The organism is Glycomyces sp. MUSA5-2 (assembly GCF_037034145.1).
GTDB classification, from domain to species: domain Bacteria; phylum Actinomycetota; class Actinomycetes; order Mycobacteriales; family Micromonosporaceae; genus Glycomyces; species Glycomyces artemisiae.
This window is the reverse complement of record NZ_JBAGKG010000001.1, coordinates 1,185,303-1,199,093: the sequence shown is the minus strand read 5'-3', so window position 1 is coordinate 1,199,093 and position 13,791 is coordinate 1,185,303. Positions and strand designations below refer to the sequence as shown.

Genomic DNA, 13,791 nt, shown 5'->3' with positions numbered 1-13,791 from the left:
AGACCTGGGACGACCGCAGCGAGATTGTCGAACTGTACTTCGATGCCAACCGGCTGGACGGGGCTCTGGTGCTGTGTGTCGGCCGCGCCCCCGACGAGCAGGTCGCCACGTTCTACTGGACGGGCAGCCGCCTCGGCGGCGTCGTCTGGCGCGGCACCGCGACCGGCCGTCCCCAGGACTGGCGCGACACGCAGTACGAGCGCGTACGCGACTACCTCGCCACCTAACCGACGGGGCGGCCCGACACCACGGAGACGCCACCACCGTTCAAGGCAGAAGAGTTGGTAGGTCGCTATGTTGCTGGTTTGGTCTCCGGAGTGCTCGCCGCTTGACCGTTGCTCCTCCGAAGCCCAGCTGCGAGAAGCACAACCGCCATACCGGCAAGGACGTGGAGTTCAAGCTGTTCGTCGAGAACGAGTGATCCGAGTAGTACGGAAACGACGGGGAGAAGATAGACCACGATCGAAGCAGCAGTAGGCCCGTCATCTGTGATGATTCGGTAGTTCAGCAGGTATGCGAGGCCGGTCCCGAGGACGCCGAGCACGAGTACCGCGAGAATGGGCCCGGATTCGAGCTGCGGCGTCGGCCACCCGAGGAACGGAACCAGGGCAGCGCTGAGTGCGGTAGCGCAGATGAGCTGCCCTGCGGCCATGCGGATCACGCCGAGCTCGCGCTTGGCGAGGAAGTGTCCGATGTAAACGTAGCTGACACCGTATGAAGCTGCCGCGGCGAGGCACGCCACACCGCCCCAACTTGCGATATCGGCACCAAGGTTCCACGGGGAGAAGATGAGCAGGACGCCGACGAATCCGAGGATCAGGCTCCACGCGTTCCGTCGCGCCGATCTTCCGCTGCGGTACGCGAGCACCATGAACAACACGGTCCACAGGGGCGTCGATGCGTTGATGACGCCTGCGGCTGCCGACGAGATCGTTTGTTCCCCGATGCCGAACAGCAGGTAGGGAACCGTGTTGCCGAAGAGAGCCGCAACCAGCAGATGGCCCCACGTGCCCCGGTCCGAAGGCAGGCGAAGATGCTGCAACCGCAGGATAACCAGGAGCGCCGCAGCTCCGAGCGCCATCCGTAGCGCCGTGATCTGAATCGGGGAGAATCCTCCGAGGCCGATTTTGATCCAAAGGAATCCGGAGCCCCACAGGACCGCAAGGGCGGCTACCCGCAGGGCTCCCGCATAGCGGCTCGCCACTAGTCCTCGATCCGAATTCGGTAGTCCAACCCGTTGAGATCGGCTCTCATCGTGAAGCAAGTGACCTCGAACGGCTCGTCATCCTGGTCAATGCCGGTGTGGATGACGTTGAGGACTGGGACGCCAGCAGGGATCTTCAGGCCCTTGGTTTCTTCTGGCGTCGGCATTCGGGCGGAGACCTCCTCCCGAGTCGCAGCGATGCGGTGGCCGCGTTCCTCGAAGCGACCGTAGAGACTTCCCTTGCCCATGTTCGCCGAGGTAGCGAGCACGGTCCCCTCGGCGATCTCCCATGGGATGTACGTGATGCCCAGTTGGACGGGCTCCTCATCTGCGAAGTACCAGTTTTCCCGGCGGACGACGAAGTCTCCTTCCACAGAGAGTCCGAGTCGGGCTGCGATGTCGGCGGGCGGTCGGATCTTCGTGATGGATGGGCAGTCGACCCTTGGCGTCTTCCCCTGCTTCTCAACCTCGGCGCGGAACGGTGACTTCCCGGTCTCCTCTCGAAGGCGATTCGAATACCGCTCCGCGCCCAGCCTGAGCAGGCGCCGCGGTCCCCGAACGGTGGGACGTGCTCTGTCCCGGTTGTCGATCAGGCCCTCAGCGATGAGGATCTTTACCGCTTCGGCCGCCGTGTTGCGGGCGACGTTGTATCGCTCCGCAAGATCCCTCTGCGACGGCAACTTCTGGCCCGGTTCGTAGTCGCCGTTGTTGATGTCGTCCCGGAGTTCGTTCGCCATCCGGCGACGTGGCGCGAGCTTCTCGGGCTCCTCGGGTTCGGTTTCCTGGTCGGTCATGCGTTTCACCTCGGATTTCAGCGTATCGCATCTGGCTTGGGCCAGATGCTTGCGCGGGTCGAATCTTCCATGGTATAACTGGCTTAAGCCAGATCTGGCTTAAGCCAGATTTCCCGTCTTGGAGGTACGCATGGAGCTGAACGGTTCTCACTCGGTGGCGTCGGCGGCGGCGCGGTTGTGTCGCGGTCGACACGACCACTTCTCTACCTGGGAACACCCGGCGTGCCCGGAGTGCTGGGATGTGGCGCTTCAGGCCGACAAGGAGGCTGCGACCGCCGCCGGACTTCCCGAGGTGTGCGAGGCCGACCCGAATCTGGTCGATGAGGTCGCGGTGGCGCGGGCGGTGGCGGGGGAGCCGGTCGAGTTGACCGTGGCCGAATGGCGAGTCGCGAAGGTCGCGGTGATGCGTCGCCGCGGCGTCTCAGCGACTCGCGCCCGGCGCCTGCTGTCGCGGCACGTGACCGTGATCGACGCCCTCGGCGCCCCCATCGAATCTCCCCTGCTGGCTGCGGTTGTCGCCGGACACGTGTCCAGCCCCGCCCGCGTCGTCGCCCTCGCCGCCTCGCGGCGCCTGCGCCGCCGGAGCGAGCGCCGGGCGGCGTTCTTCGCCGCCGCCGGGGCCGCTGGGGAGCTGGTGGCGTGATGGCGGCCGGTATCTGGATGTCCTCCGAGGACCTTGCCGAGATCGACGCGCAGGCCGAGGAGACCGGCAGGGAGATCGAGCGTCTCGCCGCCCAGGTCGAGCGGCTCGAAAGCGGGATCGTCTCCGCTGCGGCCCTGTTCAACCACCTCATCATGACCGGCCAAGTCGCCGACGAAGCGACCGTCGCCGAGGTCGACAACTGGCTGAGCCTCTACGAGATCGACTCCGACTGAGGGCGAAACGCAGGCGTCGCCTGCGTCCGGTGCCGGGTGGCCCCCGGCCCGCTGACGAGCCAAGCCGCAGACCACGAGGAGCTTGCATGTACAACACCACCTGCCACGGCGGCCCCGACGCCACCGACCCGGCCGCGATCGACTGGGACCTGCGCCGCCGCCGCGCGGTCATCGGGTTCAGCCTCGACGCGAACGGCCTGCCGGTCAACCCGATCCAGCCCGACCTCCCCGAGGGCCGCGGCGAGCTGTGGCACTGGGGCGAGGCCGCCGCCTCCGACGCCGTCGTGACCCTCATCGACGCCGACGGGCGCCGCTGGCTCCTGGTCATCGAGCGCGACGACGACTACGGCGTCGGCGTCCCCGGCGGCGGCCTGGAGCCCGACGAGACCCCCGAGGCCGCCGTGGTCCGCGAGCTGTGGGAGGAGACCAACCTCGACCTCACCGAGGCCGCGTTCACCCGCCAGCGGGCCCGCTACGTCCCCGACCCCAGGGCCGGGCGCAACGCCTGGATGGTCACCGTCCCGTTCACCGCGGTCCTGCACACCTCCACCTTCCCCGAGGTCGAGGGCCGCGACGACGCGCGGCAGGCGCTGTGGCTGCGCGCCGACACCTACGCCGACTTCGCCGCCGCCGTCTCGGCCCGCGGCGAACACGTCTTCCCCGCGCACGTCGACATGCTCCGCGACCTCCTGTCCTGACCGGCGAAACGCGCGCCCTCCGGGGCCGCGTCCGGTGCCGGGTGGCTCCCGGCCCGCTGACGAGCCAAGCCGAACGTGCAGAAGGGAAGTGGTGCCCGTGACGGCGGGAACCAGCGAAGTCACCGTGGCCGGGAACCTGACGGCCGACCCCGAGCTGAAGTACGCCGCGTCCGGGAAGGCGTGGGCGCGGTTCACCGTGGCGCAGACCCCGCGCCGGTACGACCAGGCCGCCGGGCGGTGGATGGACGGCGACACGCTGTTCATGCGCTGCACCGCCTTCGGGCAGATCGCCGAGAACACGGCGAACTCGCTGTCGAAGGGGCAGCGGGTGATCGTGGCCGGGAAGCTGCGCCAGTCGGAGTGGGAGACCGCCGAGGGGCAGAAGCGCTCGGCGATCGAGCTGGTCGCCGATGAGGTCGGCGCCTCGCTCCAGTGGACCACCGTGCAGCTGTCCAAGACCTCCCGCGGCAGCGGCGCCGCGCCCGCGGAGGACCCGTGGTCCCAGCAGGCCCCGCGCGAGAGCGTCGGCGCCGCCGCGGGCGGCGGCTTCGACGTAGAGCCCCCGTTCTAGCCCCCAGTGAGCGGGGCTCCGTCCCCCATCGCCCGGCACGGGGCGCGCGATGGGGGAGCGGTGGCCGCTCACGACCGACGAGCGAACCAATCGAGTCAGAACGCAAGCGCAGCAAGGGAAAGCGAGGTGAGGCAGTGAGCGACTACGAGGAGCGCGAGCCGCTGGAGCAGGCCGCGAGCCGCCTGCGGGCCGGAGACCAGGTCTTCACCCCGGCGCACCGCTGGGAGACCGTCGACACCGCCGAGCACGTCGGTGACCGGATGTATGTCCAGGTCGCCACGCGATTCGGCCGCAAGACGTGCCGGTGGCGCTTCGAGTCGTGGAAGGCGTACCCGGTCCTCCCTGCCTCGTACACCGCCCGCGAGCCCAAGGCCCGCCTGTGGGACGGCGGACGGCACCTCAAGAACGTGGTTGCCGCGGTGTGGGACTGGGAGTACAGCGTCCACCAGGGCTACCACCTCGCCGCCGCGTTCGGCAAGACCGGCGCGGGCTGGGAGGTCTACGACTACGGCGCGGGCGTCCCCGCCGCCCTGGTCGCCCAGGGCCTGACGAAGGCGCAGGCCGTCTCGCAGGTCAAGCGGATCGCCCGCGAGCGGGCCAAGGAACTCGGCGTCGCCGTCGACTTCGGAGGCGCGCAGTGAAGCCCTCCTCGCGCCTCCTTACCGCCGCGTCGGCGGGTCTGCTCGCCGCCGCGGCGACCGCCGGGCCGCTGGGCTGGAAGCTCGCCGTCCAGCACCGGGCCGCGCATCGCGACGCGCTGACCGGCCTGCACAACCGCGCCGGATTCGCCCGGGCCCTGCGCCGCGTCTCCGGCTCGGCGGTGTGGCTGGTGGCCGCGGACTGCAACCGGTTCAAGGCCGTCAACGACGCCCTCGGCCACGCCGCCGGGGACGCGGTGCTCCAGGCCCTCGCCGCCCGGATGCGCCGCCTGGTCGCGCCCTCCGGGGCCGCGGCCCGCTTCGGCGGCGATGAGTTCGTGCTCGCCTGCACCTCAGAGCAGCTCGCCGCCATCGGCGCCGGAATCCTCGCCGTCACCGCCACCGGGCCCGACGGGCAGTCCCTGCCGGTGACCATGGCGGCCGGAGCGGTCGGCTACGACCCCGCCGCGCCCTTCGGGGCGCAGCTGGCGCGCGCCGACGCGGCCTCCTACCGCGCGAAGTCGACCGGCGCGCCGCTCGCGGTGTTCGACCCCGCCGCCGACGACCACCCCGCCGCCCCCGCGAACACGCGCCCGGCCGTGCGGGTGCGCGACCTCGACCGGTGGGGCGCGGCCGATTCCCAGACCCGGGAGGCGGTGGCGTAGATGGGCTACCTGGCGCGCTTCGACGACCCGACCGGAGAGCGGCACGGCGGACTGCCGACGTTCAACTACCGGCACGCCCCGAAGGGCCTGTCGACCCGCCGCCAGCTCGCCGCCCGCGGCTTGACGCCCGGCCGCCAGCCGATCGCCGCCCAGATCCGGTGGCGCTGCGGGCGCCGCTTCGCCTACCTCTACCGCGACGACCTCGCGCAGGCCAAGCGCCCCGCGACGGACGCGCAGCTCGCCGCGCTCCTAAAAGCGCATGTCGCGCAGTGCATCTGCCCGACGTGCGGGCGCGAGTACCCCCACTACATCCCCCGCAGCCTGGGTGAATGCCTCGCCTGCCACGAGAACGGAGGACCCATGTCCAGCTACCCCACCGCCGACGGCGAGTACGTCGGCTACGGCGACGCGGTCTACCTCGACGGCGGCCGATACGCCGTCATCGAGGACGTCAGCGCCGACGAACCCATGGTCCTGATCGCCGACCCCGAGACCGGCGAACAGGAATGGGTCTGGGCCGCCGACTGCTACGCCGACCCCGACAACGACCCCGACTACATCAACACCGCCGAGGAGGACCAGTGACCAGCGGATACACCGACTGCGCCTGCCGCGACTGCTTCGACATCGCGGTCTCGGCGGACACCGACTACCCCGAGCTGTGCGGGCTGTGCGACGACGCCGGATGCGACCCGGGCTACAGCGAGTGCTACCGACCCGACGCCTACGACCCCGACTACTGCGAAGACTGCGAGGACTACGCCTGATGCACATCGACATCCACAACAGCAAGGTGTCCGTGAACGGCGGGACGCCGTTCACCATGGCGCCGGGCACCAGCGTGACCGTCGGCGCCGCGACGCTGCACTGCGACGCGCACGGCATGGTCAGCGTGGTCGGCGGCGGCGAGGGCGTGTCGGTCTCCTCCCGGATCGACCACGTGCCGCCGGGCGCGAACATCGTCGGCCTTGTCATCGGCACCGACACGCCCCGGGTTCCCCGGCAGCGCCAGCCGGTCACCGAGCCGGACATGGACGAGGTCTACCGCGCCGTGCGCGACGGGAATGTCAGCGAGGCGCACTCGCGGGTGATCGCCCGCGACTACCCGCACCTGGCGGCCCTGACCGCCTCGGACTGGGTCCGGCTGGTCGCGGCGATGGACGCCGCCGACGCCGACACCGAGGCCGGGGAAGGCGCCGAGGCGCTCGGCCGCGTCCTGCGCGTGGCCGACGACCTCGGCGCCGGGACCGACTTCCTGCGGTTCCTGCTCGCCATGCTCCGCACCGACACCGCCGGGGAGGGCCGATGAGCACCGCGACCCCCGCCCCCGAGCCCGGCCCCGTCGACTGGGACGCCCTCAACGACGAGGTGTTCGGCAACGACACTGAGGCCACCGCGACCGGCACCGAGCCCGCCGGGCAGGCCGAGGAAGCCGCGCCCGCGACGGGCCGCGCCGAGGCCGACCGCCAGTACGACGAGTGGAGCGCGGCCAACTCCCTCGCCACCCGAATGGGCCTGTACGGCGCCGACCGCGACTCGATCGCGCGAGCGGTGAACGCGGCCTACCCGGACGTGCGCCTACCCGGCTACGAGCTTCCCGAGGGCGACTCCGAGCCCGTTGCGGCGCCGTCCGAGGACGCCGGGCCGCGCCCGCTGTCGCTGGGCATGTGGGTCGTGGTCAGCCTGGTCATCGGCGCCGTCGGCGCCCTCGCGGTGCTCGGGTTCATCATCTCGTTCGGCACCCAGGTGGCGGCGCTGTCGCCGTTCTTCGGCGACACAGCTTGGATGATCCCGGTCGGCATCGATGTGGGGATCGTGGCGTTCGCCGCGCTCAACCTGGTGCTGGCGCGCATCAACATCTCGATGCCGTGGCTGCGGGCCGTCCCGGCGGTGCTGACGGCGGCGACGCTGTACATCAACGTCAACGCCCATGACGAGACGCTGGCACGCATCGCGCACGTGGTCCTGCCGGGCCTGTGGGTCATCGCCTCCGAGGTCGGCACGCACGTGGTCAAGGTCCGCGCCGGACTCGCCGCGGGCACCCGCACCGAGTCCCTGGGCCTGGCGCGGTGGCTGCTGGCGCCGGTCACGACGGCGCGGCTGTGGCGGCACATGCGCCTGTGGGGCGTGCGCACCGCCGATGCGGCCCGCGAGGTCGAGTCGACCCGCCTGGAAGCCAAAGCGGCCCTGCGGTTCCGCTACGGCCCGGCCTGGCGCCTCAAGGCCCCGATCCAGCTCCGCGCGGCCTACCGGCTCCGCAAGCTCACCGACACCGCCGTCTACACGTTCGTGCCGCCCCAGATCGCCGACGAGGCCACTGCGGACGAGACCGTCACCGAGGCGGCCCCGGTCGCGCCCGTCGCGCCGGTCAAGCCGCGCAAGGCGCCCGCGAAGGCCGCCAAGCGCACCGGCCGCGCCGCCGCCCGGCTGGACGACGCCGAGGCCCTGTCCCTGCTCAAGGGCCTGGAGCGCGACGAGGCGGGGCACGTCTCGATCAAGCGGGCCCGCCTGGCGCTGCGCTGCGGCTCCGACCGCGCCAAGCGCCTGCTGGGCGACGCCGGGCTCCTCGCCCCCGAACCCTCCACCGACTGACCCTCCGGTGGGGCCGGGCTGCTGCTCGACCGGCCCCACCACCTCGACACCGAAACACCAACGCACGCAACCACATCAAAGGAGACACCCTCATGAACACCGCTCTGATCATCATGGTTTCGATCGGCCTGCTCGCGATCGGCCTGTTCACCCTGCGCCGCTACTTCTGGGCGGGCCAGATCCTGTTCACCCTCGGCGTCGTCGGCTTCATGGCTGCCATCCCCGGCTTCGGCGACTTCTCCACCGACGTCGTCTACGGCCTCGCCTCCGGCGTCACCGCGTTCATCGCCCAGTTCTAGAGGGGCCCCAACATGACTGACGAGAACACCAGCCAGCCCGCCCCGGCTGACGCCGCCGGGGCCCCGGGGCCCGAGCGCCCCAATGCCGCGCCCGCGCCGGGTGCGACCCCGACCGGCCCGGCGGCCGGTCCCCGCGGCACCGCCGCCGCACCGAGCAAGCCGGGCGCGAAGCCGAAGCCCTCGCCGCTGCGGCGGTGGGCTGCGCCGCTGGCGCTCGCCGGGACCCTGGTCCTGATCGGGCTCGTGCAGGCCGGGATGTCGTGGTGGCTGGCGGCCCTGGTCGTCGCCGCCCTCGGCATCCCCGCCCTGGTCGCGCTCATCGCCCGCACCCGCCAGCACCGCAAGGCCCTCCGCGAGGCCCGCCCCGGCGGGCCCGGCGGCCCGGGGCCGGGCGGGCTGCGCGGTCGCCGCGCCGGAGTCCCCGGCGGTGCCGGTGGCCCCGGCGCCCGCCCGGGAGGCCCCCGCGGCGGCATGGCCGCCGGAGCGGGACGCGGGCCGGTGCCCGCTGGCGCCAAGGGCAAAGGCGCGGGCCCCGGCGGCAAGCCCGGCATGGCCGCCGCCTCCCCGGGAGTGGGCGGCAGGCCCGGGGCCAAGCCCGGGGGTCGCCCCGGCGTGCCGGGTGCGGGCCGCAAGGGAGGCCCGGCCGGGGCCGGTGGCGCGGGCCGGGCCGGGCTGATGGGCCGCCTCATGCCCGGCCGGGGCAAGCGGGCCGGTGGACCGGGCCCGGCCGGTGCGGGCACCCCCGGAGGGCCCGGCCGTGCCGGTGCCCGCCCCGGGGCCGGTGGGGCCCGGCCGGGCGCGCGCCCGGGAGCCGGTGGCGGCCCGGCCGGACCCGGGGCACCGGGGCGGCCCGGGGCGGCCGGGGGCGCGAGGCCGGGCCGAGGCAACCTCTTCAGCCGGTTCACCCGCCGGGGCCGCCAGACCCCGCCCGGCGGGCCGGGTGCGCCCGGCCCCGGTGCGGGAGGGCCCGCGGGCCGCCCGCACCCCGGCGCGGCCGGTCGGCCCGGCCCGCAGCCGGGGGCGGCGCGCGGCAACCGCGACACGGGCGCCGCACCCGGGCCCGGCGAGCGGAAGAACCGGTACGGCGTGTCCGACCCCGAAGGCAACATCCCCACGGACGGGGAGCGGCGGCGGTACAAGGCCCGGAAGTTCGCTGAGGGGTTCGCGATGTTCAGCGCCCGCACCGCCGGGCGCACCTGGCGGGCCGCCCGGCAGGAGGCATCCGACACCGGCCGCGCCGGAGCCTGGGTCGCGGGCGCCTTCGGCGACTGGCTCGGAGACCGCAGGCGCCGCCACGACGCCAGCAGCGAAGCGCCGCCCGCCCCGGCCGCTCCCGCCCCGCCGCGGACGCCGGACCCGATCGTCCTGGATGCCGCCCCCGTCGCGTCGACGGGGCCCGCCCCGGCGGGCCTGGGCTCGCCGCCGCCGCGCCCGGCGCCGCGGCAGGCGACGCCGGGCCCGTCCATGGGGCCGATCGCCACGCCGCGCCCGGCCGCCCGCCCGATCCCCGCACCCCGATCGAATGTCCAACCCGCACAACGAGAAAGGCACCACAAGATGAGCAACTACCACCCCGTCGTCCAGGGCGCGTCCGAGTCGGTCGCGAGTCTGGGTGGCTACCAGTTCCGCAACTACCTCGACATCAAGGGCATGGTCAACGCCACGCCGGGCATGTTCGCGAACTTCGCGGCCTCGTTCAACGCCGTCGCCGAGCAGATGGAGCAGACCCCGGCCGGGGCCGAGACCGCCGCGAACTACCGGGCCATGGCCGCGCAGCTCCAGTCGCTGTCCCAGGGCGCCGAGACCACGGCGCAGATCTTCGCGGCCGTCCACGCCGAGGACGACAAGCGCCTGTCCAACCCGCGCCCGAACGAGCAGATGGCCGACTTCTCCGCCAACCAGGACTGACCGACCGGCCCGGCCGTCACTTGGCGGCCGGGCCCCGCCACCCGGCACGGCGGCACCCCGCAGATCCACCACTGAGCAAGGGAGACAACCACTATGAGCACCACCAGCAGCGGCAGCGGGACGCGCGAATGGGATGTCGCGGCCTGGTCCAACCCCGTGACCGGCGTCCTGGTCCTGTACATCGTCGGCATCATCCTCTACGTCGCCGGGCTCCCCTGGCTCATCATCGCCGCGATCGGCGCCGTCGCCGGGGCGACGCTCACCTGGGCTGTCCGCAAGGCCGGGTTCCGGCCGCTGGGCGTCGCCTACACCGCCGCGTGCTCAGCGGTCGCGACCGCGTGGTCCGCGTACGCCTCGACCACGCTGACGTTCGACATCTTCCAGATGCAGCAGACCCTGACCCACCTGGGTGTCCTCGCCGGGGCGTGCCTGCCGCTCGCGATCGTCTACGCCCTGCTGCTGGCAGGCGAGGCCCGGTCCCACCAGGTCCGCTACGTCGCGCAGCAGACCGTGACCGACCGGCGCTCGACCACCGCCGTCGCCGTCGCGAAGGCCGGGATTAAGGCGTGGACCATGGTCGGCGAGGACGCGAACGCCGACCGCATGGTCTGCGACTTCGAGATCGCTCCCGGCGGTACCACGTTCCGTCAGGCCCTGGGCCTCATCGAGCCGTTGGAGATCGCCCTTCGCGCCCCGTTCCGCGGCGCGGTCCGCCTGGAGCAGCCCAAGGGCTACCACGTCGGGCGCGTCCGCTTGACCTGCGCCCGCCGCTCGATCCTCGCCGACGTGCTCCCCATGCCGCCGGTCCCGGCCGACCCGCGCTCCATCCTCGACCCGCTTGCGACCGGGAAGTTTGAGGACGGCGAGGACGCCGCCGAGGTTTACGCCTACCAGACCAGCTCCGCCATCGGGCAGCGCGACGCAGGCAAGACGGGCCTTCAGAACGTCATGATCGACAACTACGCCTCCTGCGCCGACTGCCTGGTCTGGATCATCGATTTCAAGGAAGGCAGCGTGGTCCGCCACTGGCTGGAGCCCTTCGCGCGCGGGCAGGTCCCTGCGCCCGTGTTCGACTGGGTCGGGTTCACGCCCGCCGACGTGCTCGCCATGGCCTTCGAACTCGACCGCATCGCCGCCATCCGCGCGCGCGGGCGCCGCGGCGACAAGATCCAGCCCTCGATGGAGCTGCCCGCGATCCGGCTCATGATCGATGAGATCGCCGACCTCACCGCCGAGGCCATGACCGACCCCCTCAAGGCCAAAGCCGTCGACCTGCTTATTCGCGTGGTCCGCAAGCACCGCTCCGAGGGCCTGGACGTGGACTTCTACTCCCAGCGGGCGACCATGTCGTTCCTCGGCCCCCGCGCCCGCGACCTGCTCTCCCAGACCGGGATCAAGAACATCCTGCGCGTCGACTCCTCCTCGGAGGTGTTCAACACCCTCACCATCGCGTCGGGAGACCTCGGCGGCGTCGACCCGGCCGCGTTCACCGAGCCCGGGTCGGTCCTCACCCTCGCCCGCGGCTCCCGCAAGGCCGCCCGCCGGACCTTCTACCTGCCCACCGAGGACATCCCCGAGCGCGCCCGCCACTACGCGATGTTCCGGCCCGCCCTGGAGGACTCGGCTGCGGCCGGGGCGACCCGCGCCTACCGCGACCGCTGGTCCAACCCGCGCATGGCCGCATTCCTGAACGCCATCCGCGACGGTGCCGCGTTCACCCTCGACCACCCGGCCGACGCCGCGGCCGACGACCAGCCGCACCAGGCCCCGGCCGCTCCCGCCGAGGCGACGGCCGCGACCGGGGCTGCGGTCGCGGTCGCCGCCCCCGGCGGGCCCGGCAACGACCTGCTGCGGCTGCGCGCGGTCTTCCACACCCGCTTCGGCACCGAGGACGGCGAGGCCCGCTACCACCTCGCCCGCGGCAAGGTCGCGCTGCGCGTCATGACCAACCACATCCGCGCCACCGGGCACGACGCCGCCCCGACCCGCGACCTCCTCGCCGTCCTCGACGCCGCCGACACCGCCTTCGCCGGGCTCGACTCCCGCGGCCTCGCCGCACTCGCCGCGCCCTACGGCGTCGAACCCGTCCAGCTCGGCCGCGCCTGGGAGGGCAACCCCCGCGGCTACCGACTCGCCGACATCGCCGCCGGACTCGACCGCGAACCCGCCGCCGACACCGGCCAGGCCGACCCCGACGCGGCCGAGACCGCGCCGCGAAAGGAGGCGCTGACCCGGTAGCAGCAGGCGGTAGCAGCACCCGTAGCAGCAGATAGCAGCACGGACCCGCTACCAGCCGCTACCAGCATCCGCTACCGCCCCCGACCTGGGGTGTAGCAGCAAACCCGACCAGACAGCACAGACCCCGAACCCGGGGCCTGGAGCCCTCTGCGCCCAAAAACAGGGGCCCCGGAGCCATCCGCTACCAGACCCCACCCGACCCGAACGGAGACACCGATGGACGACATCTGCCCTGACTGCGGCTGGCCCTACTTCGACAACGGCTCGTGCAACTGCTGCCCGATCTGCGGGGGCTTCCTCTCCGACCACACCCCTGATGAGTACAACGCCTGCGACGTGCTCGACGACCTCGACGAGGCCCTAGACGACGACGGCTACTAGCCACCCCGCCCGGCCCGATGAGGGCCGGGCCCCATCCGAGAGGAGCACCGACATCGACTACGACACCGACCCGGCCGAGGACGACGACACCTGCACGGTCTGCGGCGAGCTTCGCGACAGCGCCGAGTGCTGCGGGCTGTGCCTGTCGTGCCAGCTCGACACCGCCGACTACAACGGCGACTTCTGCCAGCCCTGCCACGACCTGTACGGCCTCGGCAACGACGAGGAGTACCGCTACAGCCCCGACCTCGACTAGCCACACCGCCCAGCCCCAACACCGGGGCCGGGCCCGATCCGAAAGGAAGCGCCCGCATGGACGACGAATTCCTCACCGACGACGAAGGCCCCATCTGCCACTGGTGCCGGTGCGAGATCTACCCGCCCGACGGGGAGTGCGGCTGCGGCTGCTGCTCGATCCACGACGAACTCGACTGCGACTGCGACTACTAGCCACCCCGGGCCCGGCCCCGCGAGGGGCCGGGCCCGAACCGAGGGGAGACACCCGCGTGGACGGCACCTATACCGACACCTGCACCGAGTGCGGTTTCTACTTCGAACCCTCCGGTCGCTGCTACTGCTGCATCCTCTGCTACCGCCCCTACGACGACCACACCGCCGACGAACTCGCCGCCTGCAACGAACACTGCGCCTGGCTCTACGCCGACGAGGACTAGCCAGCACGACCAGCGAAGGAGACCCATGGACTACTGCGAGAACGGCTGCGACACCCAGACCAACGCCCTCGGCCTGTGCCTGCAATGCGGGCACCTCAACACCGGATACGGCCCCGACCCGGACGACGACGAACCCGTCTGCCCCGACTGCGGCGACCTCCCCGCGCCCGGAGTCTTCTGCGACGGCGGCGGGGGCTTCCACCACGGCACCGACTGCGAGTGCGACTGGTGCCTCTACAGCTAGCCCACAACG

The 13,791-nt window shown here is 72.3% G+C and carries 20 protein-coding genes; 18 read left to right on the top strand and 2 right to left on the bottom strand.

The window, feature by feature from the left end; all coding sequences use genetic code 11:
- Positions 1–227 (top strand): hypothetical protein (locus WA640_RS05665; protein ID WP_335986527.1); only part of this gene is annotated, 227 nt, incomplete at its 5' end.
- A gap of 65 nt (positions 228–292) precedes the next feature.
- Here WA640_RS05665 and WA640_RS05660 read toward each other — a convergent pair.
- Both WA640_RS05660 and WA640_RS05655 read right to left on the bottom strand, forming a co-directional pair.
- A complete protein-coding gene (locus WA640_RS05660; protein WP_335986525.1) occupies positions 293–1,204 on the bottom strand; it encodes a DMT family transporter in 912 nt (303 codons plus the stop codon).
- A complete protein-coding gene (locus WA640_RS05655; RefSeq protein WP_335986524.1) occupies positions 1,204–1,998 on the bottom strand; it encodes a GntR family transcriptional regulator in 795 nt (264 codons plus the stop codon). The genes WA640_RS05660 and WA640_RS05655 overlap by 1 nt, the downstream gene beginning before the upstream one ends.
- A gap of 130 nt (positions 1,999–2,128) precedes the next feature.
- On the opposite strand from WA640_RS05655, the gene WA640_RS05650 reads away from it, so the two are divergent.
- The 17 genes from WA640_RS05650 (at position 2,129) to WA640_RS05570 (ending at position 13,782) form a co-directional block, all read left to right on the top strand.
- Positions 2,129–2,641, top strand: a complete 513-nt coding sequence (locus tag WA640_RS05650) for a hypothetical protein (RefSeq protein WP_335986523.1) — start codon at positions 2,129–2,131, stop codon at positions 2,639–2,641.
- On the top strand, positions 2,641–2,874 hold the full coding sequence (locus tag WA640_RS05645) for a hypothetical protein (RefSeq protein ID WP_335986522.1): 234 nt from the start codon (positions 2,641–2,643) through the stop codon (positions 2,872–2,874). Before WA640_RS05650 ends, WA640_RS05645 begins: the two co-directional genes overlap by 1 nt.
- An 86-nt stretch (positions 2,875–2,960) precedes the next feature.
- Complete coding sequence (locus WA640_RS05640) at positions 2,961–3,572, top strand: NUDIX domain-containing protein (RefSeq protein WP_335986520.1); 612 nt, start codon at positions 2,961–2,963, stop codon at positions 3,570–3,572.
- 97 nt (positions 3,573–3,669) lie between these two features.
- On the top strand, positions 3,670–4,143 hold the full coding sequence (ssb, locus tag WA640_RS05635) for a single-stranded DNA-binding protein (RefSeq protein WP_335986519.1): 474 nt from the start codon (positions 3,670–3,672) through the stop codon (positions 4,141–4,143).
- A gap of 134 nt (positions 4,144–4,277) precedes the next feature.
- On the top strand, positions 4,278–4,784 hold the full coding sequence (locus tag WA640_RS05630) for a hypothetical protein (protein ID WP_335986518.1): 507 nt from the start codon (positions 4,278–4,280) through the stop codon (positions 4,782–4,784).
- Complete coding sequence (locus WA640_RS05625) at positions 4,781–5,446, top strand: GGDEF domain-containing protein (protein WP_335986517.1); 666 nt, start codon at positions 4,781–4,783, stop codon at positions 5,444–5,446. The genes WA640_RS05630 and WA640_RS05625 overlap by 4 nt, the downstream gene beginning before the upstream one ends.
- Positions 5,447–6,031 (top strand): RRQRL motif-containing zinc-binding protein, encoded by a 585-nt coding sequence (locus tag WA640_RS05620; RefSeq protein ID WP_335986516.1) that lies wholly within the window; start codon positions 5,447–5,449, stop codon positions 6,029–6,031.
- Positions 6,028–6,213, top strand: coding sequence for a hypothetical protein (locus WA640_RS05615; protein WP_335986514.1), 186 nt, complete (start codon positions 6,028–6,030; stop codon positions 6,211–6,213). Before WA640_RS05620 ends, WA640_RS05615 begins: the two co-directional genes overlap by 4 nt.
- Positions 6,213–6,755: a hypothetical protein gene (locus tag WA640_RS05610; protein WP_335986513.1), complete on the top strand. Its 543-nt coding sequence runs from the start codon at positions 6,213–6,215 to the stop codon at positions 6,753–6,755. The genes WA640_RS05615 and WA640_RS05610 overlap by 1 nt, the downstream gene beginning before the upstream one ends.
- Positions 6,752–8,038 carry a DUF2637 domain-containing protein gene (locus tag WA640_RS05605; RefSeq protein ID WP_335986512.1) on the top strand — a complete coding sequence of 429 codons (1,287 nt, stop codon included), beginning with the start codon at positions 6,752–6,754 and terminating at the stop codon, positions 8,036–8,038. The genes WA640_RS05610 and WA640_RS05605 overlap by 4 nt, the downstream gene beginning before the upstream one ends.
- A gap of 92 nt (positions 8,039–8,130) precedes the next feature.
- Positions 8,131–8,337, top strand: coding sequence for a hypothetical protein (locus WA640_RS05600; protein WP_335986511.1), 207 nt, complete (start codon positions 8,131–8,133; stop codon positions 8,335–8,337).
- Between the two features lie 12 nt (positions 8,338–8,349).
- On the top strand, positions 8,350–10,245 hold the full coding sequence (locus tag WA640_RS05595; RefSeq protein WP_335986510.1) for a hypothetical protein: 1,896 nt from the start codon (positions 8,350–8,352) through the stop codon (positions 10,243–10,245).
- A gap of 93 nt (positions 10,246–10,338) precedes the next feature.
- Positions 10,339–12,483 (top strand): hypothetical protein, encoded by a 2,145-nt coding sequence (locus tag WA640_RS05590; RefSeq protein WP_335986509.1) that lies wholly within the window; start codon positions 10,339–10,341, stop codon positions 12,481–12,483.
- Between the two features lie 216 nt (positions 12,484–12,699).
- Entirely contained in the window at positions 12,700–12,864 is a 165-nt protein-coding gene (locus tag WA640_RS05585; protein WP_335986508.1) for a hypothetical protein, read from the top strand.
- A gap of 312 nt (positions 12,865–13,176) precedes the next feature.
- Positions 13,177–13,314, top strand: coding sequence for a hypothetical protein (locus WA640_RS05580; RefSeq protein ID WP_335986507.1), 138 nt, complete (start codon positions 13,177–13,179; stop codon positions 13,312–13,314).
- A 56-nt stretch (positions 13,315–13,370) separates the two neighbouring features.
- A complete protein-coding gene (locus WA640_RS05575; RefSeq protein ID WP_335986506.1) occupies positions 13,371–13,538 on the top strand; it encodes a hypothetical protein in 168 nt (55 codons plus the stop codon).
- A gap of 25 nt (positions 13,539–13,563) precedes the next feature.
- Positions 13,564–13,782 (top strand): hypothetical protein, encoded by a 219-nt coding sequence (locus WA640_RS05570; protein ID WP_335986504.1) that lies wholly within the window; start codon positions 13,564–13,566, stop codon positions 13,780–13,782.
- The last annotated feature ends 9 nt before the right edge of the window (positions 13,783–13,791 follow it).